The 24,324-nt window shown below is 39.0% G+C and carries 19 protein-coding genes; 6 read left to right on the forward strand and 13 right to left on the reverse strand.

Annotated features, from left to right (window positions below):
* Positions 1-67: 67 nt before the first annotated feature.
* The 7 genes from panC to sfsA form a co-directional block, all read right to left on the reverse strand.
* Positions 68-916: a pantoate--beta-alanine ligase gene (gene panC, locus B5D82_RS11430; RefSeq protein ID WP_081151654.1), complete on the reverse strand. Its 849-nt coding sequence runs from the start codon at positions 914-916 to the stop codon at positions 68-70.
* Between the two features lie 59 nt (positions 917-975).
* Complete coding sequence (gene panB, locus B5D82_RS11435) at positions 976-1,770, reverse strand: 3-methyl-2-oxobutanoate hydroxymethyltransferase (protein ID WP_081151655.1); 795 nt, start codon at positions 1,768-1,770, stop codon at positions 976-978.
* A 57-nt stretch (positions 1,771-1,827) separates the two neighbouring features.
* Positions 1,828-2,319, reverse strand: a complete 492-nt coding sequence (gene folK / locus B5D82_RS11440; RefSeq protein WP_081151657.1) for a 2-amino-4-hydroxy-6-hydroxymethyldihydropteridine diphosphokinase — start codon at positions 2,317-2,319, stop codon at positions 1,828-1,830.
* Positions 2,319-3,773 (reverse strand): polynucleotide adenylyltransferase PcnB, encoded by a 1,455-nt coding sequence (gene pcnB, locus B5D82_RS11445; protein WP_081151658.1) that lies wholly within the window; start codon positions 3,771-3,773, stop codon positions 2,319-2,321. Before pcnB ends, folK begins: the two co-directional genes overlap by 1 nt.
* Before the next feature lie 69 nt (positions 3,774-3,842).
* Entirely contained in the window at positions 3,843-4,727 is an 885-nt protein-coding gene (gene gluQRS / locus B5D82_RS11450) for a tRNA glutamyl-Q(34) synthetase GluQRS (protein ID WP_081154462.1), read from the reverse strand.
* 31 nt (positions 4,728-4,758) lie between these two features.
* A complete protein-coding gene (dksA, locus tag B5D82_RS11455) occupies positions 4,759-5,199 on the reverse strand; it encodes an RNA polymerase-binding protein DksA (protein ID WP_081151660.1) in 441 nt (146 codons plus the stop codon).
* A 296-nt stretch (positions 5,200-5,495) separates the two neighbouring features.
* A complete protein-coding gene (gene sfsA, locus B5D82_RS11460) occupies positions 5,496-6,206 on the reverse strand; it encodes a DNA/RNA nuclease SfsA (protein ID WP_081151661.1) in 711 nt (236 codons plus the stop codon).
* Positions 6,207-6,708: 502 nt separating this feature from the next.
* Here sfsA and pepB point away from each other — a divergent pair.
* A complete protein-coding gene (gene pepB, locus B5D82_RS11465) occupies positions 6,709-8,016 on the forward strand; it encodes an aminopeptidase PepB (protein WP_081151663.1) in 1,308 nt (435 codons plus the stop codon).
* Positions 8,017-8,335: 319 nt separating this feature from the next.
* Here the strand turns inward: pepB and B5D82_RS19895 are convergent, their stop codons facing one another.
* The 3 genes from B5D82_RS19895 to thpR form a co-directional block, all read right to left on the reverse strand.
* The gene (locus B5D82_RS19895; RefSeq protein WP_157673884.1) at positions 8,336-8,494 is read right to left on the reverse strand and encodes a hypothetical protein; all 159 of its coding nucleotides are present in this window, start codon (positions 8,492-8,494) and stop codon (positions 8,336-8,338) included.
* Positions 8,495-8,590: 96 nt separating this feature from the next.
* Positions 8,591-8,992 carry a hypothetical protein gene (locus B5D82_RS11475; RefSeq protein WP_081151666.1) on the reverse strand — a complete coding sequence of 134 codons (402 nt, stop codon included), beginning with the start codon at positions 8,990-8,992 and terminating at the stop codon, positions 8,591-8,593.
* A gap of 110 nt (positions 8,993-9,102) precedes the next feature.
* Positions 9,103-9,678, reverse strand: coding sequence for an RNA 2',3'-cyclic phosphodiesterase (gene thpR, locus B5D82_RS11480; RefSeq protein WP_081151667.1), 576 nt, complete (start codon positions 9,676-9,678; stop codon positions 9,103-9,105).
* A gap of 166 nt (positions 9,679-9,844) precedes the next feature.
* Here thpR and hrpB point away from each other — a divergent pair, with 166 nt between their 5' ends.
* Positions 9,845-12,436, forward strand: coding sequence for an ATP-dependent helicase HrpB (gene hrpB / locus B5D82_RS11485; RefSeq protein WP_245807459.1), 2,592 nt, complete (start codon positions 9,845-9,847; stop codon positions 12,434-12,436).
* A gap of 62 nt (positions 12,437-12,498) precedes the next feature.
* On the opposite strand, the gene B5D82_RS11490 is transcribed toward hrpB, so the two are convergent.
* Positions 12,499-14,031, reverse strand: coding sequence for a S10 family peptidase (locus B5D82_RS11490; protein ID WP_081151669.1), 1,533 nt, complete (start codon positions 14,029-14,031; stop codon positions 12,499-12,501).
* A gap of 517 nt (positions 14,032-14,548) precedes the next feature.
* On the opposite strand from B5D82_RS11490, the gene B5D82_RS11495 reads away from it, so the two are divergent.
* Positions 14,549-16,666 (forward strand): putative bifunctional diguanylate cyclase/phosphodiesterase, encoded by a 2,118-nt coding sequence (locus B5D82_RS11495; RefSeq protein WP_081151670.1) that lies wholly within the window; start codon positions 14,549-14,551, stop codon positions 16,664-16,666.
* Positions 16,667-16,871: 205 nt separating this feature from the next.
* On the opposite strand, the gene B5D82_RS11500 is transcribed toward B5D82_RS11495, so the two are convergent.
* Positions 16,872-17,282: a hypothetical protein gene (locus B5D82_RS11500; RefSeq protein ID WP_081151672.1), complete on the reverse strand. Its 411-nt coding sequence runs from the start codon at positions 17,280-17,282 to the stop codon at positions 16,872-16,874.
* 268 nt (positions 17,283-17,550) lie between these two features.
* Between B5D82_RS11500 and B5D82_RS11505 the strand changes: the two genes are divergently transcribed.
* Both B5D82_RS11505 and B5D82_RS11510 read left to right on the forward strand, forming a co-directional pair.
* A complete protein-coding gene (locus B5D82_RS11505; RefSeq protein WP_081151673.1) occupies positions 17,551-20,115 on the forward strand; it encodes a TonB-dependent receptor plug domain-containing protein in 2,565 nt (854 codons plus the stop codon).
* Between the two features lie 178 nt (positions 20,116-20,293).
* On the forward strand, positions 20,294-20,626 hold the full coding sequence (locus tag B5D82_RS11510; protein ID WP_081151675.1) for a PBPRA1643 family SWIM/SEC-C metal-binding motif protein: 333 nt from the start codon (positions 20,294-20,296) through the stop codon (positions 20,624-20,626).
* Positions 20,627-20,807: 181 nt separating this feature from the next.
* On the opposite strand, the gene miaA is transcribed toward B5D82_RS11510, so the two are convergent.
* The gene (gene miaA, locus B5D82_RS11515; RefSeq protein WP_081151676.1) at positions 20,808-21,722 is read right to left on the reverse strand and encodes a tRNA (adenosine(37)-N6)-dimethylallyltransferase MiaA; all 915 of its coding nucleotides are present in this window, start codon (positions 21,720-21,722) and stop codon (positions 20,808-20,810) included.
* Between the two features lie 162 nt (positions 21,723-21,884).
* On the opposite strand from miaA, the gene mrcB reads away from it, so the two are divergent.
* On the forward strand, positions 21,885-24,248 hold the full coding sequence (mrcB, locus tag B5D82_RS11520) for a penicillin-binding protein 1B (protein WP_081151678.1): 2,364 nt from the start codon (positions 21,885-21,887) through the stop codon (positions 24,246-24,248).
* Positions 24,249-24,324 lie beyond the last annotated feature (76 nt).

The raw sequence follows: 24,324 nt of genomic DNA on the forward strand, positions 1-24,324 counted from the left end.
AAGAGTCGCTTTATTCTCTAAATGTGCAATGTGCAATAGCCATCTCACTCATAATCTAGCAAATAGCTTAAGCTAATTTTACCTGTAGGTTATCGATTAACCTTGCTTTGCCACAATGTGCTGCTGCGAGAATAACTAATTCTTTATCGTCTTCACTTGCTGGCTGTAAAGTGCGAGCATGACAAATATGAATATAATCGGTTCTCATTCCTGCATTATTAATATACTCGGCGGCTTTTCTTGCTAAACCAATAAAGTCAGTACTATGTTGAATTTCTTTCGCTAACCATTGAATATTTTGACTTAAAGCCGCGGCGATTTCTTTTTCTGCTTCACTTAAATAATTATTACGAGAACTTAGCGCTAAGCCTGAGGGCTCTCGAACGGTTTCGACCGGTATTATCTCAATCGGCATAGATAAGTCTTCAACCATAATTTGAATGACTTGAACCTGTTGGTAGTCTTTTAAACCAAAACAGGCAATATCGGGTTGGACTAAATTGAACAGCTTACAAACGACGGTTGTCACTCCACGAAAATGCCCAGGGCGACTTTCACCACAGTAGCTTTGAGAAACATTAGGCACCTCAACATAACTTTGGTTATCTACGCCTTTAGGATAAATAATCGCGGGCGTTGGTGTAAATAATAAATCACAACCAGCAGCAAGTAACTTTTCTTTATCCTCAGGCATTGTGCTTGGGTAATTGTCGATATCTTCATTTGCGCCAAATTGCATCGGGTTGACAAAAATGCTGGCAACCACTTTATCAGCAACCAATTTGGCTTTTTCTACTAGGGCAATATGCCCTTTATGTAAGTTGCCCATGGTTGGCACAAAAGCAATTTTAAGGCCTTGCTGTCGCCAGAGATTAATTTCGCCGCGTAAATTCGAAATTTTTTCAATTGTTTGCATGGTTTTTCTACTTTCTACTCGATGTTGAAGACTGTTGTTTTAATGACAATTAGTTTCAGCTATTTAAAAATATGTTCAGGGCCAGGAAAATTACCCTTGCTGACTTCGTCAATATACAACTCGATTGCTTTTTTTATATCGCCAGTATCGATTAAAAAGTTGCGTGAGAATTTTGGCATGTAACTACAAGAGATACCTAGGGCGTCATGCATAACTAAAATTTGTCCATCAGTATCTTTACCTGCGCCAATTCCAATAGTCGGAATCGACACGGCTTCTGTAATAGCTTTACCCAAACCACTTGGAATACACTCAAGCACTAATAACTGTGCGCCTGCAGCTTCTAATGCTTTGGCATGTTCTATCATCTCAAGGGCTTTGTCACTCTCTCTACCTTGTACTTTAAAACCACCAAATACATTCACCGACTGTGGTGTTAATCCTAAATGAGCACAAACAGGGATACCACGCTCTACTAGGCCTTTTATCGTTTCTTCTAACCATTCACCGCCTTCAAGTTTTACTATGCTAGCACCAGCTTGCATTAACTTGGTGGCGTTTATATAAGCTTGCTCTGTGGTCGCATAGCTCATAAAAGGCATGTCAGCAATAATGAGGGTGTTTTCCACTCCGCGCTTTACACTTTGTGTATGATAGGCCATGTGGTCAATATCAACAGGTAGAGTGTCGTCATGGCCTTGTAAAACCATGCCTAGTGAGTCACCGATCAATATCGCATGAATACCTGCTTGATCAAATATCTTTGCAAAACTGGCATCATAGGCGGTAATAGTGGTAATTTTTTCACCTTGTTGTTTCATTTTCATTAAGGTGGCGGTTGTTATTTTAGCCATATTATATTCCGTTGGTTATGATGCATCATTAATCTTGCTGATTTTAGAGTTTATATTCTAACTTAACTTACTGTGAATTTTTAGTCCATTATTATCAATCTGATTTGCCAGTTCTTGAATACTATCACAGTCAGGTAAAACTAAATTGGGTGCGATTTCAGCTAACGGAAGTAAAACAAACTCTCGAGACTTTAAGCCATAATGAGGAATTGTTAAACGTTCTGTGTTAATTATTTGCTGATCAAATAAGAGAATATCTAAATCTAGCACTCGAGCACCCCAGCGATTGTCTTTACGAACTCGACCGGCATTGTTTTCAATACTTTGTAGCTGCTCAAGTAATTCTATTGCACTTAAATTTGTTTCAAGTGCGATCACGGCATTCATGTAATCAGGTTGATCTTGCGGTCCCATAGGGCGACTGAAATACAAAGAAGACACCTGAGTTACTTTGCATCGCTCAAGTTGCTTTAATTTATCCAACGCAGAGCATATCTGCGCTTGCGGATCAGATAAGTTACTGCCTAAACCAATATAGGTTAATGCCATTACGCGTCGCTACTCGAACTTTCTACGCGAGGCTTTCTACGCTTTCTTGTTGTGCGACGAGGTCCATTTTTACTGGGGACTATGCTTTTTACCATTACTTGCTGTGTTTCAACATTGCACTCTTGAAAGTCTCCCCACCATTTGGCAAGTTCCTGAAGCGAAGAGCCGTGCTCGACATGACTATCTGCAGCAGTTTCTATTTCGGCGCGCAATAACAAAAAGTCATATCCGGCTCTAAATTTAGGATGTTCAAGCGCTTTAAATGCACGTTTTCCATCTCGGCGAGCCAATTTTTCTTGTAAAATCCAAATATCTTTCATTACCGCTTGAAAGCGTTTTGGTATCGCAATACTGCGTTGTTGCTCTGACATTACTTCACTTAATGCACCAAAAAATGCATCTTGTGGTGTCAACTTAGTTTCACGATTTAAGCGTTGTATATGCTCTTGCATTGGGTACCAAAGCATTGCAGCAAATAAAAATGCGGGTGTAACACGCTGATCATTATTAACGCGATAATCGGTATTCTTCATCGCTAAAGCAATAAAATCGGCTATATATAGCTGAGATTTTTGATTAAGTTGTTGATCAACTGCGGGGAAAAAATACTGAAATAAGCTGTAATTTCTTAGCAGCTCAAAATTTTCTACCGCTTTACCTGACATGAACAGCTTTAAAAATTCTTCAAACAAACGCGCTGGTGGAATATTTGCCATCAGTGGTGCAAGAGATTTTATTGGTGCTTTAGTATCAGGATGAATTTCCATGTCTAATTTTGTAGCAAAGCGTATAGCACGTAACATTCTAACCGGATCTTCACGGTAGCGTGTTTCAGGATCACCAATTAAGCGGATTTGTTTAGCGTAAACATCAGCAACACCATTAGCAAAGTCATAAACTTTAAAGTCTTTAGCTGAGTAATAAAGCGCGTTTATGGTGAAGTCACGACGTTCAGCGTCTTCTTCAATACTGCCATATATGTTGTCACGCAAAAGCATGCCATCTTCACTTTGCTTAGATGTTTTTTGACAGTTTTTATCTTCATCGCTGTCGTGATGGCCCCTAAATGTGGCTACTTCAATAATTTCACGACCAAAAACAATATGTGCGAGGCGAAAGCGACGACCAATAAGTCGACAGTTTCGAAATAAAGTCTTAATTTGCTCTGGGGTTGCGTTGGTGGCAATATCAAAATCTTTAGGTTCTAAACCTAAGATAATATCGCGGACACCACCGCCCACTAAATAAGCGTCATAGCCTCCTTTATTTAAGCGATACAATACTTTTAAGGCATTGTGACTCATGTGTTTTCTAGATACAGGGTGCTGATCACGAGAAAGTATAATTGGCTGTTCAAATGATGGCTGATTCGAGTTATTTTTTCGTGCTTTTCCGAGTACTTTTTTACACAAGTTGATGACGCTTTTGATAATGGTGGACCCCAGTTTTATCATTAAATTTCTCGCGCAATGATATAACAGTGTAAGGGAAAAGAGAATGAAAACAGTGTGAAAAAAAACGGCTTATAAAACTATTTCTTGTGATTTTGGCACTTGAGTGATTGACCAGTGGGTGATTGCCCAGCTTAAAAGTTCAGTGACACTGGCGTATTTTAATTCCTTAGGTGGTTGTTGACCTAGGAATTTTAAGGCTAATAAGAGGGAAGGTATGGGATTTCTTTGATCTATTTCAGGCGCGTTATTTTGTTTGCTTAATTTAAAGCCTGCTGCTGTTACGGCTAGTGGAAAGTGGCCGAATTTAGGGGCAGTATGTTGCAATATTTGATAAAAACTTAATTGTCTCGCTGTCGGTTCAAGTAAGTCACAACCGCGAATAATATGGCTAATATTTTGATAGATATCGTCAACGACAACCGCTAATTGATAAGCAAATAGGCCGTCTTTTCTTAATACGATAAAATCTTCTTGAGCAAGTTCTTTGTTACAGGTTACTTGGCCTTGAATAAGGTCATTATATTGTGAGATACCCAAGTTATTAATTACGCGAATTGCACTGCTATTTTTGGGTTGCGCTAGTTGTCGGCAATGGCCTTGGTAGATACCACCTTCGGCTTTAATTTGAGCGCGAGTACAGCAACAATAATAACTGAGATTTTGTTGTGATAGCTCGGCTAATACTGCACGATAAACCGGACTTTGCTGACTTTGGTAAAGTACATCTTCATCCCAATGTAGACCAAAAAGTTCTAGTGTTTTTAGGATTTGGGCACTTGCACCTGCTTTTTCCCGTGGAGGATCAATATCTTCAATTCTAACTAGCCATTGGCCATTATTATGTTTAGCGTCTAGATAACTTGCCAGAGCAGCAATTAATGAACCGAAATGTAAAAAACCGGAAGGGGAAGGAGCAAAGCGACCACGGTATTGCTGTGCAATATCGGGTCGCAAAGGTTTATAAAGTTCCAACAAGTAGAAGGTGTTAACCTGCTAGTTGACGTTCTTTGATTTCTTGTAAAGTTTTACATTCAATACAAAGATCAGCTGTTGGACGGGCTTCTAAACGACGAATGCCGATTTCAATGCCACAAGAGTTACAAAAACCAAAATCGTCATCTTCGATAAGTTGTAAGGTTTTTTCAATTTTTTTGATCAGTTTACGTTCACGATCACGTGTACGTAATTCAAGACTGAACTCTTCTTCTTGAGCCGCTCGGTCAACAGGGTCAGGAAAGTTAGCTGCTTCATCCTGCATGTGCGATACGGTACGGTCTACTTCTTGACGAAGTTGTATACGCCACGCGTCTAGAATTTTCTTGAAATGTTCTAGTTGCGCAGCGTTCATGTATTCTTCTTTGGATTTTTCAACGTAAGGGTTAACGCCTGCTAATGCTAAAATACCCAATGTTTTCTGTGTTGGCATGGTAATTCTCCTAATGCTACTAGACCTAAATCGATGAATATAGGTTACTTCATGTAACTTCATCGCTTGGTTGCAACCGCCAATTTATATAGGCTTAAAATATCCCACATATATTGTGTTAGCTCATACGAAATTCAAGGCTGAATTGATAATTAATTACGATAAAAGGATAAATATTTTTTAATTTATATCGCTGTCTACATTTCAATCAAGGTGGCAATAAATTTTGAGCAAGCCCTTTTAGCAAGTTTATAGCCCTCCCGTCAATCATTATCGTCGCTATTTATTTGTTGTCGTTAAAGTATTACCGGTGCCTTATTAGCTAAATTGATAATAAAACTGTTTTCCTCTTTTTGGAATATAGCTTTGTAAGCTATGATTTCAACGCCTTGTTGGCTCGCTTCACGCAATAATTTTGTGTATTTGGCATCAATATGTTCTGCAGGTTTTATATCATTGATACCAGAATGAAGTATGGCAAATAAAAGTACGGCTCGGTGACCTTTTTCTGCCATCGCTATTAACTCGCGTAAATGTTTTTGCCCACGTAGCGTAACTGCATCAGGAAAATAACCCTGATTTTCTTCTAATAAGGTAACACTTTTGACCTCAATAAAAGTTTCACGGCCATCTTTATCTAAAAGGTGAAAATCAATTTTACTATTTTCTTCTCCATATTTTACTTCACGGTTTAATGCTTTAAAACCTTGTAACTCAGCGATAGTGCCATTTAAAATAGCGTGTTCAGCCAGTTGATTTGCGCGAATAGTATTAACACAAATAAAGTGATTTTTTTGAGTTTGTGTTAATTCCCAGCTAAAGGGGTATTTACGTTTAAGGTTGTCAGAAGTGCTATACCAAACTGCATCATCGGGCACAGCACAGCCAGTCATAGCGCCTGTATTTGCAACATGGATTGTACAATCACTGCCATTTTCTAAGGTAATGTCGGCAAGGAAACGTTTGTATCGTTTAATTAAGCTGGCTTTTTTAAGGTTAATTTCCATTGAGCTAAATATATTATAAATTTTGTTTATTTTACGTTATACAAGGTTGAACTGCTAATTGCGTAGCAGACGTCTTATTTACTTTCAGTTACCTAGGTTGGCTGAGGTTGATATTTTTTGCCATGTACAAATCGTCATTCTTCAAACTTCCGTTGCCATAGGGATGTGACTTTGAGCCGGTATTACAATGCATTAAAAAATAAATGAGCGTTAATTCTCTTGCCATTCTAAATGTGGTATTTGAAAATACTTTGTTTTTTCTGGGAAACTCCTCAGCGCCTTAAATGTAGAGGTCATACTATTGTCCTTTGTTACTTACTGAAGCATTATTAACTACAGACCATATTTGATACCAAGTACTTGGTATTAAAGCTATATTGACAGATCTAACATGTAGTCTATACCGAATCAAAAATCCTGATTGGTTAACTAATGTGTTTAGGTTAATTATTTACTTATGTAGTGTAAACTAACCGCTTAAAATATATGTAAAGGCGATAACATGACCACAGCTAATTCCGTTCCAGTTTCAATAACGTTAACGACAACTAATAACGCACAAGGTTGGCAGCAAGATAAAATGCTTCAAATTTCCGAAGATAATATTGCTATCTATTTACCTCAAGATGCCGCTTATCGCTTACGAAAAATTCAAATGGCAGCGCGAAAAATAGAAAAATTAGACATTATACATGCCGCTTTACAAGGCGATGCATGGGATGAAGCGAGTCAGTGGGCATTTGCTTTAGGTTTTAGCTGTGTCAATAAATTAGAAAATATCAGCTTTTGTGGTGAACCAGCCTTAATTGAACGCTTGAGCAATAAGCTCGCTGTTTATGCTTGGAGTCGTGATTTAACTAACCAGACGCCCGCAGAGCTTTACCCATTAAAGCTGGCACAATTAGCCTCTGACTATATTAAAAATCTTGCACCCAAGCATGTTTCTACTCGTCTTATTCAAGGTGAAGCGCTGAAAGAACAACAATGGATGGGTATCTACAATGTTGGTAAGGGCAGTATTAACGAGCCCTGTTTGCTTGAGCTTGATTTTAATCCTACTGGCGACGACAACGCTCAGGTAACCGCATGCTTAGTCGGTAAAGGAATTACTTTTGACAGCGGTGGTTATAGTATTAAAAGTAACGCCGGTATGTTTGATATGAAATGCGATATGGGCGGTGCTGCCGTTGTTGCTGGCGCGTTAGCTTTGGCAATGAAGCAAGGTTTAAATCAACGAGTTAAGCTGTACCTTTGCTGTGCAGAAAACATGATCAGTCGCGACGCCTATAAACTTGGCGATATTATTACTTATAAAAACGGCGTAACTTGTGAAATAGCTAACACCGATGCAGAAGGTCGTCTTGTACTGGCTGATGGTTTAATGGCGGCAAGTGAAACAGGCGCGCCTATGATTATCGATGCGGCCACGTTAACGGGTGCGGCAGTTAGTGCAACAGGTGGTGATTACACAGCATTATTCGCACTTGATAATGACGTAGCAGCAAAAGCGCAAACTTCAGCAAAAGCTACCGGTGAAGCAATTTGGCAATTACCTTTAGAGCCTTGGCATCAAGATAAATGTCCATCGGTATTTGCGGATACGGCAAATAGTCGCACAATAAAAGGTGGCGGTGCAGGTGGTGCAAGTAATGCTGCAGGCTTTTTATCACGCTTTGTCGATAATGGCGGTGCTGGTTGGTTACATTTTGATTTAGCAGGCGCGTATAACGGTGCTGAATCTGGCTTATGGGCCGCGGGCGCAACTGGTCTTGGTATTGCTACTATTGCAGATTTAATATCTAACCATTAGTCCCTAGATTAAAACATTGATGAGGATGGCGGAGGTTACAAGCTTTCGCTATTCGCTAACAAGGGGTGGCAGTGGTAAACAAAAGCTGAGACTGATTCAGCTATATTAAAAGTGTCCAGAATAAATATCTAATTATGCTTTGATTCTTGTTATCAGTTTCAAGGCATATATCATTAGGAGCTCGGCATTTATGCTGTCAACTTGCAGGGAAGCTAAAGATCTATTGGCATGGTAGTCTGTGCGAATAACAAAAACTGCAATAATATTTTCGTTTGTATTTAAAAGGCAAAACCATGATTAATTATACTTACGTGGGATATTACATTTTGTTTTCATTGGTTTTAGCGGCTGTCGCATATTTTGTGTTGCAAACTAAAAGCCCCAAGCCTTTAAAAGATGCATTATTCATTTTACTTGCGATGGTTTTTCCGCCGTTAGCATTAATTATTTTTTTATATACTTTTTTTAAAACACCCAAATGATCGCTATATAATTACTTCCTAGCAATGGCTGCTAAATTTTAGTGCTGGCTTTAATCAGGTTGTATTGGGCTATCATTAATTTTCTAATCTTGTTAGACGCATTGTAAATATTGTTCTAACCAAGATTTTGCACTGTTGATATCGCTAAATACATAAAAGGTAATATTACAGGCTTGGTAAATTCTTCGTAATTGTAATTGTTGAATATCGGCAGTGCTGCTATCAATTAAAACACTCGCGTTGGCTACTAATCCCTGTTTTACACGATATTTATTAACCTTGATTAGCGCTTCTTCAGCTTCAGGTGAAAAAACACTGTTACCATAAAAAGCAATTAATAAGCCCCAAGGTTGACCAGAAAATTGATCACATGCACTGTACATATCCTCGATATATTGTTCTGTTACACGGTCATTAAATGGACCAAAGGCTTCTACTTGTAAAATGTTCGATCGCGATGCTATTGAATATTTATCTTCTACTATGGTTTCCATTGTCCAACTCCATTTCAAACAGGGTGATAAGTGATAGCAGTATTTTTTACTCTTGCCAAGTAAGCATAGATTTAAATTTTTGCCAGTTTTATTTGTATATAAAATAACCGTTAAGAATTTATTTTCCAAGTCTTAACTGGCTCATACCTTACGCCTATCTCAGAAGAATATGAGTGATATAAGCTAAAGCTCGTAATACTTAATGGTTGTTTAAACGCTGTTTTTTCAAGAGTTTTGTTGGTGTTAGACAATGAATGTTTTGCTTTACGATATAAGCTTAGATGCGGTAGATAGCCTTTGTTTTCAATCGATATATCGCATTTGAAGCTTAATTCAACCATGGTTTTATTTAAATAAATTAACCAGTCAGGACATACCGTTGGCATAAGATGTAATACTTGAGCTGTTTTGAAATAACCCACTTTTGATAAGAGCAAAGACAAGGTTTTAGTTTCTTCAACTAAAGGCGTTAGCTGTTGTTGAATCAGGTTGTGCTGCTGGCTAATTAATTTCTCTAAATTCGCTTGTTGATCTTTATTTACTAAACCGAGAAATGCCAAGGTTACATGAAAGTTTTGCTTATCTATTGCTCTAAATGGTAACGATAAGTATTGCTCTCGCCATTGAGCAATTTTTGCTTTATCAGCGCCTGAAATATCTAAGGCAAGAAACATACGTTTATTCATAACTACGCCTTTCTTAGATAGATAAAAATAGCGATTATTATTTTAGCTATTTACAATGTAAAAATGGTTTTAATCGCTTAGCTATAATTGACAATTAAAGCTATACCCTTGATATGTTAACATGGCAGCCATAAAACTTTAAACTTACAACAACGCTATATAATTTATGATGCTAACGGCCAAAAAACTGCCTATCGATGATATTAAAGATGATGTTATTGCGGCATTAAATCAGTATCAAACTTTATTGTTAACCGCACCTCCAGGTGCTGGGAAATCAACTTGCTTACCGTTATGGTTGTTAGATTTAGCTTGTTTATCGGATCAAAAAATATACCTTTTACAGCCTCGGCGTTTAGCGGCAAAAAATATTGCATGTTACTTAGCGCAGCAACTGGGTGAAAATGTTGGCGAAACGGTGGGGTATCGGTTACGTAATGAAAGTAAAACTTCAAAAAACACCCGACTAGAAGTCATTACTGAAGGTATTTTAACGCAAATAATTCAACACGATGCTGAACTCTCGGGTTGTGGTTTAGTTGTCTTTGATGAGTTTCATGAGCGTTCGCTCAACGCCGATTTAGCTTTTGCATTAACGCGGGACATTCAACAAGGCTTGCGAGAAGATTTAAAAATATTGTTGATGTCAGCGACTTTAGCTACACAAGCGATAAACCAGCAGTTGCCTGATGCGATAGCATTGGAAAGTAAAGGCCGCAGTTATCCGGTTGATATTAGCTATCAAGCGCCGAGTAATGCACGTTTTTGGCGTCAGCATGCGTTATCAGTGTTGAAATCTGTAGTAAACGCACACCAAGGTTCGATATTAATGTTCTTGCCAGGCACTGGCGATATTCGCTATTTAGCTGAGCAATTACAGCCCTTTATGCCTGAAAACATGACGTTGTGTCCATTGTACGGTGAGTTGTCATTACAACAGCAGCAGCAAGCTATTGCTCCTGCGCCGCGAGATCATCACAAGTTAGTGCTAGCAACCAATATTGCCGAAACCAGTTTAACTATTGAAGGTGTTGATTTAGTTATTGATTCTGGTTTGGAAAATGTTGCCATTTACGATGTACAAACACTGAACAACAAATTAAGCCAACGTAGTATTGCAAAATCGTCAGCTATTCAACGAGCTGGTAGAGCAGGGCGTTTACAAGCCGGCCATTGTATTCGCTTATACAGTAAAGATGATTTTGAACGCAGAAATGAGCAAAGTGGTAGTGAAATTCAGCAAGCAGATTTACTACCAATGTTGATGGAAGTGGCAAGGTGGGGAGCAAATGCTTGCGCGCAACTGCCGATGATCGAAATGCCTAATGCTAAAAATGAGCAATTAGCTTGGCAGGAGTTAACCGACTTAGGCTTGGTGTCAGCGCAGCACCAGTTAACCGGAGACGGTAAATTGGCGGCGGCTTTTCCTTGTCACCCGCGATTTGCGAAAATGTTGTTAGCGGCAGCACAACTTGAGCAAAGCCAACAAGTTGAACATTTATTAACATTGGCTTGCTTATATGCGGCTTTATTAGAAGAACGTGACATTTTTAGTGCAGAACAGCGGGCAGATAACTGCGATATAACGCAGCGAATCATACAACTTTTACAGCAAGCTAAAAAGCCACAGCATCTACGAATAATTCAACAAGCCCAGCGTTTATATCGAGTGGCGAACCAACAACATAGTCACATTAACAATAATAAAACTGCTGGCAGTGCCAACACAACAAAGCGCTTTTGTAATAATGCTACACAATTGCCGCTGCAGTGTAGTGGCTTATTACTGATGCTGGCTTACCCGGAGCGTTTAGCTAAGCAAAGAGATCATCAGGGTAATTACTTAACCGCTTATGGCAAAGGATTAGTCATGAGCAACAATGATGCTTTAGCTGATAAAAAGTACCTTGTTGCTGTACAATTTTTTCAACGTCAACAAACCTTAGCGATAGCTTTAGCAGCCGAGATTAGCCTATCGCAAGCACTTAATTGGCAAGTAGTCGAAGTAGCAAGTAAAACACAGCTGCATTTTGATCATAAGCAAAATCGCATACGTTGTGCTAATCAACAAGTGATTGGTTCACTCGTTATCAGCGAAGAAAACACCAGACAAAAACTTTCGGCTGAGTTATTAGTTGAATGTTGGTGTCAACAAATTCGAAAACGTGGGCTCAGTTGGCTTAAATTTGACGAACAAACACAGCAGCTTTTATTACGCTGGCGCTGGCTTAATCAAACGCAAAACCATTTGGCCTTTGAAAATGTCAGTGAAACGCATTTGCTAACAACGTTGGAGCAATGGCTTGGGCCTTATTTAGCTGACATTATCAGTAAAGCGCAACTTGATAAGCTGAATTTTTCTGAAGTATTACTCACTCAGTTAAGTTATCAACAACAACAAATATTTAACCAACTCGCCCCCAGTTACTTTACCGGGCCAACGGGGCGAAAATGCAAAATTCGCTATAGCTTAGACCAAGCCCCTATTGTTTCTTTACCTATGCAGGAATTATATGGCGTGAGTATCACGCCATCGGTCGGCGACAAAAATCATAATAGCCAAGTCGCCTTGATTATCGAACTATTGTCGCCAGCTCAGCGGCCCATTCAAATAACCCAAGATCTAGTGGCATTTTGGCAGGGCAGTTATCGTGAGGTGCAAAAGGATATGAGGTCAAAATATCCCAAGCATTTTTGGCCGGATGACCCCGCCAATGCACAAGCAACGCGTAAAACTAAACGCCATATTAAAGGCTAAGTGAGTAACATTTTTGGCCAATGTAAGCTCACTCGCGCTGGATGATCAGATTTGAAGATTACTTACTTTGTTTGTTGTTGAATAAATACTCGGGTGTCATTCAATAAATCTATGCGGGTAGGCTCATTAACGTACATCATATGACCACCGTGATAGTATTTATATTGAATTTGTTCAGACTTTATTCCGTGGCGATTTAAGGTGTATTCAGCATCAAAAAATGGTGTTACTAAGTCGTAATAGCCAGAAGCAACAAAGACCTTAAGTGTAGGGTTAATACGTAAAGCCTTTGATAAATCGTGTGCCGTATTGACGTAAGTGGGCTCCCAAGCTTTATTTTTTGGTGCTGTGCGCCAGCTCCACTGACTCGACAGTTCATCGTCTGCGGGTGATAAATACGTGCGATTCCAATCGACACCTAAGTCGCTGCGAATATAGCTCATTAGCGCTGAATTAAATGCGGATGAAATTACCCGACTGGCATCATAATCAGACGTTGCTTTTAAATCATCAACTTCGTCAACCGTGTAACGTGCGTCTAACAAGCCTATCGATAAACCTTTGTCCCGTAACAGCTCTTTAGCAAAATGAAAGCCTTGAATACGTAGATCTGCTCTATCAATATATGAGGGGGTAAGGCCGGTAAAATAGGCTAATCTGTCGTTAATATGATTTTTAGTTGCATCACTTATGGTATTGCCTTTGAATAATGCCGGCATTAACTCATCAGTGGCGAATGATCGTGCTTCGGTAAGAAAGTTAGCCAAATTTTCAGGTTTTGGTTTGACTTTGCCATGATAAACCGCCGCAGCTGCCATCGTTGGTAAATAAGTAATATGAGAGATTAAATTATCTCGAATATAAGGGCTCGAGCCTTGGTAATCTAATGCTTGCGAGATAAAGATGATACCGTTTAAGCTAATTGATAGATCATTCTCTAAAATTTTAGCGACCGCTGCCGCACGAGTTGTGCCGTAACTTTCGCCCAATAAAAAACGAGGAGAATTCCAACGACCATTTTCTGTGATCCAAGTTCTAATAAATTCAGCCATCGAAGCGGCATCTTCAGTCAATCCCCAGAACTCTCTCCCTTCGTGTTCGCCTAATGCGCGAGAAAAACCGGTACCGACAGGATCAATAAACACTAAATCTGAAACATCGAGTATAGATTCTGCTGTATCTAAAATAGGGTAAGGAGCAGCGCCGGGAAATTGTGCCTCACTAGGTACTTTTACTCGCTTGGGTCCAAACGCTCCCATATGTAACCACGTTGATGCCGAACCTGGCCCGCCATTCCAGATAAAGGTAACGGGTCGAATTTCTCCTTTCTTGTTATTTTTTTTGGTATAAGCAAAGGTAAAAATACTGGCTGTTTCCTTGCCATGCTTATCTCTTAAATAAGTTTCTCCGGCGGTGGCGGTATAATTAATGCTCTTGCCATTAAAGCGTCCTTTATGTTCACTTATAAATTGATGCGCTTGTGGTATCGCGGTGAGCACTTTTTGTTCTTTGATATTATCTGCGGCATAAACAGCACCAGTAAAAATAATACAAAGAATAATGCAGATGAATCTGAATGGCTGTTTAAACGGCATAGGGTCTATCCAAATATAATAAGAACAATAAGTTATAAGGGAGGTATCTAGTATAGTCAATTTATAAGGAAAAAATTTGAATGGTTTATTTTTGTGGCAAGCTGGCTATTATGATGACTTTTTTAGCTGAACTTTACATCCGATGGGGTCGAAATTTTCAAGTTATAATGCGCTAGAGGATTAGTTTCACTTGAGTGATGACAATTGAGTTATACCGCCAAACATTAAGCCAATATCTGACTGTTTACTCTATGCTAATGTGGGTTTTTTGTTCAAGTGACTCAAAAACAAAGTAGTAAGTTAACGTGGTTAATTTTTTTAAATATTTTTTGGTATTACATAATTAAAGCTACAAAAATTGCAAAAACCAAGGCTTAGCTCTAAAGTTTTATAGGTAGAAGAGCGATTAGCTAAGTCGATGTCATACGCTTAATGCGCAGATTATTTCATATTTTAAAGCTGTATCAGCACTTTTGACTCTCACTTGTATAGCCTATCTAACTAGGGACTGTTTAATATGGAGTTTGATAAGGATAAAAGTACAGCACCGTTAAATAAATTTTCCGGAAATCCTCATGATATTGAGGAATATCTTCGGGCTATATTTAATAATGCAGGAGATCCAATATTTGTCAAAGATGAAGAATTTAAATTTATTCTAGTCAATGATGCTTTTTGTAGTTTTTTTGAGTTGCCTAGGAGCCAAATAATTGGTTCAACACTGGCTGAGAACTTTCCAGTTAGCGAGATGGAGCACTTTTTTGCGATAGATAGACAAGTGTTGGAAAAAGGACAAGAAATTTTATGCGAAGAGACACTTTCACCGACGGGTTTACAACAAAAAAGGGTCATGACAAGAAAAAATCGATTCACTGACGCGAAAGGTAATTATTTTCTCGTTGGGGTTGTTCACGATATTACCAAACGTAAGCAGATCGAAGAAAAATTAAAACGCTCGGCTAGTGTCTTCAGCCACGCACATGAAGGCATTATGATTACTGATGCTTCTGCCACAATTACTGAAGTCAATGATGCTTTTAGCCGCATTTCTGGCTACACGTCAGAGGAAGTTTTAGGAGAGAATGCCAAAATTCTTCAGTCAGCACGTCACTCGCCAGAATTTTATGCCGAAATGTGGCAAACACTGCTTAAACAAGGTTACTGGGAAGGTGAGATATGGAATCGACGTAAAAATGGTGAAATTTACCCTGAAATGCGCACCATTAGCGCGGTCAATAATGCCGATGGTTGTGTGGAGTATTATGTTTCATTGTGTACCGATATTACTGCAATGAAAGCGCATCAAAACCAATTAGAGCATATTGCCCATTACGACCTACTGACCAACTTGCCAAATCGTGTTTTACTCGCTGACCGCTTATCTCATGCTATGTTACAGTGCAGCCGTCATCAGCAAGCACTCGCGGTGTTATTTCTTGATTTAGATGGCTTTAAACTTATTAATGATAACTATGGCCATAATGTTGGTGATGAGCTACTCATTGCTGTCTCAGTTCGTATGAAAGCAGCGTTACGAGAAGGTGATAGTTTAGCCCGTATTGGTGGTGATGAGTTTGTCGCTGTATTAGCTGATTTAAGCTCCGTTGAAGATTGTGAACCGGTTTTAGAGCGATTATTATTGGCAGCGTCAGAGCCTATTACCATTGGTAGTGTAGTTTTGAATGTATCAGCGAGTATAGGGGTAACCTTTTACCCGCAAGATAATGTCGATGCTGACCAGCTTATGCGTCACGCAGATCAAGCTATGTATATAGCAAAACAGTCGGGTAAAAATCGTTTCCACTTATTTGATACCGCTCATGATGATGCGATTAAAGTACAACGGGAGAGCCTTGAAACTATTCGTAGGGCTTTAGATAAAGGGTATTTTGTACTGCACTATCAGCCTAAAGTGAATATGAAAACAGGTACAGTAATAGGTGTTGAAGCCCTTATTCGCATGCAACATCCCAAGCGTGGGCTCTTAAATCCAATAGAATTTTTACCTGTTATTGAAAATAACCCTATGAGTATCGAAATAGGGGAATGGGTAATAGATACCGTATTAACACAAATCACCCAGTGGCAACAAATGGGTCTTAACTTACAAGTGAACACGAGTGTAAACATTGCAGCAGTACAATTACAACAGCCTGATTTTGCGCAAAGATTAACAACACTACTCGCCGCTCATCCTGGTGTTGAACCACGTTTCTTAGGATTAGAAGTGCTGGAAACAAGTGGCTTAGATGATGTACATCATGTCTCGAAAATTATGAATGCCTGTTTGTCGCTCGGGGTAGAATTTGCCTTGGATGATTTTGGCACTGGCTACTCCTCACTTACTTATCTGAGGCGATTACCAGCCAACTTAATTAAAATAGATCAGAGCTTTGTGCGAGACATGCTAATTGATAATAATGATTTAGCCATTGTTGAAGGTGTTATAGCCTTAGCTAAATCATTTAAACGTGAAGTTATTGCTGAGGGAGTCGAAAGTATTGAACATGGCACCGCGCTTTTGAAACTGGGCTGTAATTTGGCTCAAGGTTATGGTATTGCTCGGCCTATGCCGGCGAGTGATATTCCTGCATGGATCAATAGCTGGCAACCCGACGCGCGTTGGCAGATATAAAGAGGAAAATAAAATTAGTTGGACGTCCACAGGCCTTAAAAAATACAGTTGATTGGTAGAGTCCTTACGTTCAATAATTATTAATTGAACGCTCTAGCTGACCCTACCTCAGAGATAGTTACTTTTCTGTTGCCGTAACATGGAAAGCATCAAAGTTCATACCATTAAGTTGATAATTTGATAGTTTAACAAACAAAAATCGAGGTTATTCGTTATCTTCTAACGCCTTTTTAGCTTTAATTGATTGAGCAATACCTTTAAATTCGTAAGTTGGGTAAATATTAGTTTCGAAAATACCCCATGCTGACTTTTCAATGGCTAGGTTAAGTGTCCGTAAGTCTTTTGGAGCAACTTTTAGGGTAATGACTTGCCCTAATCCCATCATGACATACCATGAGTCTATTTCCATGCCTTTGGGCGGAAATGACTGCCAAAATCGATTCTCATCCATTTTCTTTTGCAATTCAGATAAGCTTTTATCTTGTTGGTGCTTAAGTACCACGGTTACTAAGATTTTATCCGTGTTGATGGTGTAATCTTCAGCCGCTATTGAGCTTTGTAAAAAACCGGTAAAACATAAGATAGGAATGATAATAAATCTAAGGTACTTTTGCATAATAACACTCTGCTGTGTGAATAAAGATTTATCTTCGCATGGTATATGTCAAATAAACAGAAATTTAAAGCGAGTTAAACTTAAGCTGTATAGACCTTATCGAAAAAAGACTGGTTTTTAATTTTAAAATTATGAGATATTTATTGTTAATGTTTGCCAGTTATCTATGCTATATATGTGAATAATAATTCAACGTGTAGGTGTGTAACAAAGACAGGTTGAGGAAATGGAAGTATACGGAAATTTACGACAATAGGAGATAAAAAACATGACACATGCAAAAAATATAAAATCAAAGCTTTGCTTAGTTGCATCAGCAATCGCTTTATCTGGTTTATCAGCAACGACACTCGCCACTAAAGCTATAGCTGAGGAAGTTAAAATTGACCAAGATATAGAGCAAATTAGCGTAATTGGCTCTCGACGACTTGGACGAAGTATTGAAGACAGCCCTGTTCCCATTGATATTATCGACTCTGATTCAATTATGAATACAGGGCTTACCGAAACCAATCAAATTTTAGGCACTTTGTTGCCAAGCTTCAACTTTCCTCAACCTTCAATTACCGATGGTACCGATCATGTTCGCCCCGCACAATTAAGAGGCTTAGCACCGGATCACACCTTAGTCTTAATTAATGGTAAGCGCCGGCACAGTAGTGCTTTATTGAATTTAAATGGTTCTTCTGGTCGAGGCTCATCGGCTGTTGATATGAATGCAATTCCCGCTAATGCTATCGAAAGAATTGAAGTTTTGCGTGATGGTGCAGCCGCTCAATATGGCTCAGATGCCATCGCTGGTGTCATTAATATTGTACTGAAAAATGCTGATAGTGGCGGCTCAGCATCCGTCACTTATGGTGCTAATGTATCTACCATGGATGGTGTGCCAGATTTAAAGTCAGTTGATGTTGGGAATAATGGCAACTTAGCTTTTACGGAAGGGGGTGATCGAAAAGTTACAGATGGTCAAACCTTAACATTAAGAGCTAACGCAGGATTTGCGCTTGGTGAAGATGGTTTTGTCAATGTCTCAACTGAGTTTCGTGACCGTCGTTCAGCTAATCGTGCTGACTATGATAAACGCGAAAACTATGCTCGTCTTAACGATGACAGTTTAGATCCGCGTGAACTAACGGTAAATAGATACAACCATACCTTTGGCAATGGCGATGTAGAAGACCTCGCTGTTTTTATTAATAGTGGCTATGCCCTTAACGAAGATGCAGAGCTTTATGCCTTTGGTTCATATAGCGCAAGAGACGGCGAGGGTGGTGGGTTTTATCGACGAGCAAATGATTCACGCAATGTGCAGAGTATTTATCCCGATGGTTTCTTACCGGTGATCACGTCAGATATTATTGATTACTCAGGTGCTATCGGCTTACGTGGTTATATCAGTGATTTTAATTACGACTTGTCAGCCGTCTACGGTAAGGATGAGTTTCAATTTGGTGTTATTAATAGTTTAAACACTTCATTTGGCCCCTCGAGCCAAACTGAATTTGATGCCGGCACGTTAATTTACGATCAACTAACACTGAATGCTGATTTTAGCAGAGAGGTGGATGTTGATATATTTGAAAGTAGCCTCAATGTTGCTTTTGGTTTCGAATATAGGAATGAAGGCTATCAAATTGAAGCGGGTGAGTCTGCTTCGTATGAGCAAGGAACTTTTGGCAGTGGTGGAGAAGTTACTGATGCAGTCAATGGTCCCTTTGGTTCAGCAGGCTCGCAAGTGTTTCCAGGCTTTACGCCTGAATCCGCAGGGGATAATAGCCGACATAACGTCAGCGCCTATATTGATTTAGAAGCAGATATCACTGAAATGTGGAATCTTACAGTAGCAACTCGCTATGAAGATTATTCCGATTTTGGTTCTACTGTAAGTGGTAAAGTTGCTAATAGATTCACATTAAGTGATGAGTTTGCTCTGCGTTTATCAGCTTCAACTGGCTTTAGAGCACCTTCTTTACAGCAACAACATTTTACCTCTATTTCGACCGTTTTTGTAGATGCCGTGCCAACCGAAACAGGGACTTTTGCACCAAATAGCGATGTTGCTAAAGCGCTAGGTTCGCCAGGTTTAGATGCTGAAGACTCGGTGAGTATTGGTGGTGGTTTCACTTGGACACCAGTAAGTGAGTTTAGCTTGTCGGTAGATTACTACCACATTGATATTGACGATCGAATTGTCTTATCTAATAACTTATCAGGCCCTGAAGTAGAAGCTTTATTAGCCGATACTGGTGCAAACCGAGCGCGATTTTTCTTGAATGCTATTGATAGTACAACTAAAGGCGTTGATGTGGTGGCAACTTATTCTATGGATATTCAAGATATGGGCAGCTTGTTACTTAATGCAGCCTTTAACTACAACAAAAATGAAGTGACCGATATTATTGCTCCTCCAGCGGTATTGCAGGGCGCTGGATTTGATCAAGGCAATCTATTTTCTGGGAATGAATTGCGTCGCTTTGAAGTGGGTTCTCCAAAAAGTAAATTGAATTTAAGTGCGGTATGGAATAAAGATAGTTGGTACGCCACGCTAAGAGTTACTCGTTATGGTGAAACACAAGATCCGTCTGAGAACCCTGAGCGTAATGAAGTGTTACCCGAAAAATGGCTGACTGATCTTGATGTTAGTTATGCAGTAACAGACAATGTTAAATTGACTTTAGGGGCTAATAATATTTTTGATGTTTACCCTGATACAACACGTGAATTGGTTGATGATGTTACTACCTTCTCTAGGTTGTTTCCGTATTCAGGCTTTTCTCCATTTGGTTTTACCGGTAGATATGTCTACGGTAAAGTTAGTGTAACTTTTTAGCAGGTCTCTAATAGCTTGAGGAGCGCTCGCTGCTCAAGCTATATTTTTACTTACTTTCGCTAAAAGGGCCAAGACCGAAGTTCTTAAATTGAACAGTCGACTATTTTACGTTTTACGTTATACTGCCGCGCTCAAACCTAGTATTTAAATTATAGTATTTTATTTAGCGGAGTTCATCATGCACGATCTGTATTACAAAGGCCGTATCCACACCAGAGTAAACCATGTAAAAACAGGTTATAACACCAAACGTGCTGTTAAGCTTGGCACAGAAAAACATCCGTTAACGTTAGTGGTTACCAGTGAAGAAAAGAAAGTAGAAATTGAAGCTGTTATTGCAGAAAATGAACTATTTGCTGATATTACGGTAGATAGCAGCGCTGAAGAAAATATTATTGAGCTGACTGCAATATTAAACAAGCCAACAACGACTACCTTTGAAAAAACACCAAACCGTAATGATCCGTGTTTATGTGGTAGTGGCAAAAAATATAAAAAATGTTGCGGCTAACAACACACTATTATTGAACATTAGGTAAGCAGACTCTGCTCTGTACTCTATGAGTTATGAGCAGCGAAAGTTAAGTCCCACTTTATTTCCATTCGTAAATACCATGCTTGCAAAACATGATTAATCAGCCGCTTGTTAGCTGTTCAACTCCATTTTTACTGAACTAATTACTCAACTTGGTTTAACGCTGATTATTCAATTGCGCGATAACTGCCATTGCTTGTACCAGCGTATTTTTATCACCGTCTAACCAGTGAATTTTAGTGCCATTACGTTCTAATCTTCGCAGCCAAGTATCTTGTTTTTTTGAAAACTGATGAATTGCAGCATTGAGTTTTTGAAAACAGTCATTTTTGCTTAACTGGCCCTGTAAATGTTGCGCTATAAAGCGGTACTCTAATCCGTAAAAATATAAGGTCTCCCAGCTAACTCCTTGGGCATGTAATTGGGCAACTTCTTCAATAAGGCCTTGTTCCATGCGCTGTTTTAAGCGCAGAGTAATACGTTGGCGAATTATCTCTCTTGGCCATTTTATGGCAAATATCAGTGGTTTTAGTGCCGGGAAGTCATTAATGCTGTCTTTTGCTGCTTGTTCACCTTCGGCAATTTCAATGGCTCGAATTAGGCGGTCACGCTCGATAAGGTCTGTGGTGTTATGTAAATTAGGTTTTAGCTGCATTAACTTTTCAGTTAATTGCTCATGACTAAATGTGGCTAATATTGCTCTAAGTGCTTTATTTTCCGGTACTTCAATTAAGCGGTAACCTTTTAAAATTGAGTCGACATAAAGCGCTGAACCACCGGCCATAATAGCCAACTTATTTTTATGGCTGATTTTTTCATAGGCATTAATAACATCTTTTTGAAAATCAAAAATATTATATTCGTATCCGGGCTCGACAATATCAATTAAGTGATGCTCAATTTCTTGATATTCATCAAGGTCTTTTCCGCTGCCAATATCTAAACCACGATACACTTGTCGTGAATCGGCTGATATTATTTCACCATTTAGCATTCTAGCAAGTTCTACCGCTAGTTTGGTTTTACCCGACGCTGTTGAACCCAGTACAACGAGCATGTTAAATGCAGACATAATGAACCTATAGAAATTGACAATAATTAAAGCCGAATTATATCGTTAATTTTTCTCAGATACGACCTAACTGTTCGCATTAAAAATTATCGTTTGGGATATAGTCTTAGCTAGATTATTATAGCCCCTTAATGGCATATATTAGCGGTAATTTAATAAAGTATGACAGTCAAAAAAACAGCAAAAACAGCGACCAAAAATTCAAATAATGATAAAGGAAATACCTCAAAAATAGCCGAGGATATTAGCGATAGCCGTGTAAAAAGAATGCTGAGGTGGTCATTTTGGTTCATGTTGAAAATGACTGTTTTGATTATTTTTATACTGTTTCTTTATAGCATTTATCTTGACGGTAAAGTGCGTGATAAGTTTGAAGGCCAGCGTTGGCAGGTACCTGTTCAGGTGTTTGGTGCTATTGAAGATTACACTCTTGGTAGCGAGTTAACGCTTACTAACTTACAGCTAGCTTTAACGGCGAATCGCTACAAAAAAGTTACTGAAGTGCAACGCCCTGGCGAATTTGCATTGTCAAAAAGCCGCGCCATTGTTTATCGTCGTGCCTTCGACTTTGGCTCCGGTATGGAAGTCGCTGCAAAAGTTACTATTGATATAGCTAAGGGAAAAGTTAAGGCTTTATATATTGATAATGAACAAGTTTATCAAGTACGGTTAGAACCGCTATTAATTGACAGGATTTTGCCCGAAAGCAAAGAAGATCGCGTGTTAGTTACCTTACAAGCCGTGCCGACAAAGCTATTAGATACTTTATTATTAATTGAAGATCGCGAATTTTATTTTCATCATGGTGTTTCTCCTCTAGGTATTTTACGCGCACTTTATCAAAATATAATGGCAGGTCGAACGGTTCAAGGGGGGAGTACTTTAACGCAGCAACTGGTTAAAAATATGTTTTTAACCCGCGATAAAACCTTATGGCGAAAAGCTAACGAAGCGATTATGGCGCTGATATTAGAGTATCGATATAGTAAAGACCAATTATTAGAAGCGTACATCAATGAAGTTTATTTAGGTCAACATTATGCCAATGGTATTTATGGCTTTGGCCTCGCGGCTGAGTTTTACTTTGGTAAGTCAATTCAATCGCTAAATTCAGAACAAATGGCGATGATTATTGGCCAAGTAAAAGGACCCAGTTATTACGATCCTTGGCGTTTTCCAGAACGCACAATTAAGCGTCGCGACCTTGTTTTAAGGTTAATGTATCAACAAGAAATAATTTCTCAGCGTGAGTTTGAGAATGCAATTGAGTCACCGCTATCAATAAGAAAAAAGCGTCGAGTACAACAACAAAAGTTCCCTGCTTACTTGCAATTGGTTAAAGCTGAGCTATCACGGCATTTATCCGAATATCAGCAGCAATCTGGCGTAAGAGTTTTTACTGGTTTTTCTATAAATCAACAATTAGCACTGCAATCGAGTATTGATGAAAAGTTACCGACTTTGGAACAAGAGTCGGGCTCTGAATTACAAGTTGCGATGGTGGTGTCTGACTTTAAATCTGGTGTGGTTCGTGCCTTAGTGGGCGGTAAAGAAGCCGGTTATGCTGGCTTTAATCGCGCACTGCATGCCAAACGTCCTATTGGCTCGTTAATAAAGCCTGCGGTATATTTAGCCGCATTAGAGCGTTATCAACGATTTAATTTAGCTACATTAATTGAAGATAAAGCGATTACACTCTCAAATGAAGATGGCCAAGCTTGGCGACCAAAAAATTATGATGGAAAGTACAGAGGCGAAGTACATTTAATTGATGCTTTAGTTTCTAGTCTTAACGTGCCTACGGTTAATTTAGGTATGCAATTGGGGCTAGATAATATTGCTCAAGCCATTCATTTATTAGGCTATCAGGATGACATTGTTACTCGTCCTTCAATGCTGTTGGGGTCATTAAATATGTCACCAATGGAGATCAATCAACTTTACATACCGATTGCTAATGAGGGAGTGGCAGAAAAGTCACACGCAATTGAGCGTATAGTCAGCGCACGTGGTGAAACTTTATGGCAGTTTCAGGCGTTAGAGCAACAAATTATTTCTACACAAGCCGCTTATTTACTCGATTTTGCCTTAAATAAAGTCACAACATCAGGCACTGCACGCTCACTATCTTGGCGTCTTAAAGATAAAAGCCTCGCGGGTAAAACAGGTACAACTAATGATTTACGTGACAGTTGGTTTGTCGGTTATGACAACGATCTTTTAGTGACTTCTTGGATAGGTCGAGACGATAATAAGCCGACTAAATTAACCGGTAGCAGTGGTGCTCTAGTATTATTTGCTGAATTTATGCGTAAAAATGGTGCGGTTAGCCGACGTGATAATGTGCCTGCAAGTGTTGAGTTAGTTCGTTTTGATAATAAAAGCGGCCGAGCAGTTATGCAAGATTGCGATAATTCACAGTTACTTCCTGCTGTAACCACTGGACTGATTTATGAAACCGAGTGTGAATATGCGCCGACAAAAAATAAGAAGAAATCTTGGTTAGAAAAATTATTTGGCAATTAGTTTTATAGTGAATTCAATTGCTAAGCTTTTAGCTGGTGAGTTTAGCTATTTTGTTATTTGAATAACCTAATTTTCG

Source organism: Cognaticolwellia beringensis (genome assembly GCF_002076895.1).
Taxonomy (GTDB): Bacteria; Pseudomonadota; Gammaproteobacteria; order Enterobacterales; family Alteromonadaceae; genus Cognaticolwellia; species Cognaticolwellia beringensis.

Bases quoted from the DNA above. Each gene is read 5' to 3' on its own strand.
- panC (WP_081151654.1), bottom strand. From the start codon at position 916: ATGCAAACAATTGAAAAAATTTCGAATTTACGCGGCGAAATTAATCTC.
- panB (WP_081151655.1), bottom strand. From the start codon at position 1,770: ATGGCTAAAATAACAACCGCCACCTTAATGAAAATGAAACAACAAGGT.
- folK (WP_081151657.1), bottom strand. From the start codon at position 2,319: ATGGCATTAACCTATATTGGTTTAGGCAGTAACTTATCTGATCCGCAA.
- pcnB (WP_081151658.1), bottom strand. From the start codon at position 3,773: ATGATAAAACTGGGGTCCACCATTATCAAAAGCGTCATCAACTTGTGT.
- dksA (WP_081151660.1), bottom strand. From the start codon at position 5,199: ATGCCAACACAGAAAACATTGGGTATTTTAGCATTAGCAGGCGTTAAC.
- sfsA (WP_081151661.1), bottom strand. From the start codon at position 6,206: ATGGAAATTAACCTTAAAAAAGCCAGCTTAATTAAACGATACAAACGT.
- pepB (WP_081151663.1), top strand. From the start codon at position 6,709: ATGACCACAGCTAATTCCGTTCCAGTTTCAATAACGTTAACGACAACT.
- B5D82_RS11475 (WP_081151666.1), bottom strand. From the start codon at position 8,992: ATGGAAACCATAGTAGAAGATAAATATTCAATAGCATCGCGATCGAAC.
- thpR (WP_081151667.1), bottom strand. From the start codon at position 9,678: ATGAATAAACGTATGTTTCTTGCCTTAGATATTTCAGGCGCTGATAAA.
- hrpB (WP_245807459.1), top strand. From the start codon at position 9,845: ATGATGCTAACGGCCAAAAAACTGCCTATCGATGATATTAAAGATGAT.
- B5D82_RS11490 (WP_081151669.1), bottom strand. From the start codon at position 14,031: ATGCCGTTTAAACAGCCATTCAGATTCATCTGCATTATTCTTTGTATT.
- B5D82_RS11495 (WP_081151670.1), top strand. From the start codon at position 14,549: ATGGAGTTTGATAAGGATAAAAGTACAGCACCGTTAAATAAATTTTCC.
- B5D82_RS11500 (WP_081151672.1), bottom strand. From the start codon at position 17,282: ATGCAAAAGTACCTTAGATTTATTATCATTCCTATCTTATGTTTTACC.
- B5D82_RS11505 (WP_081151673.1), top strand. From the start codon at position 17,551: ATGACACATGCAAAAAATATAAAATCAAAGCTTTGCTTAGTTGCATCA.
- B5D82_RS11510 (WP_081151675.1), top strand. From the start codon at position 20,294: ATGCACGATCTGTATTACAAAGGCCGTATCCACACCAGAGTAAACCAT.
- miaA (WP_081151676.1), bottom strand. From the start codon at position 21,722: ATGTCTGCATTTAACATGCTCGTTGTACTGGGTTCAACAGCGTCGGGT.
- mrcB (WP_081151678.1), top strand. From the start codon at position 21,885: ATGACAGTCAAAAAAACAGCAAAAACAGCGACCAAAAATTCAAATAAT.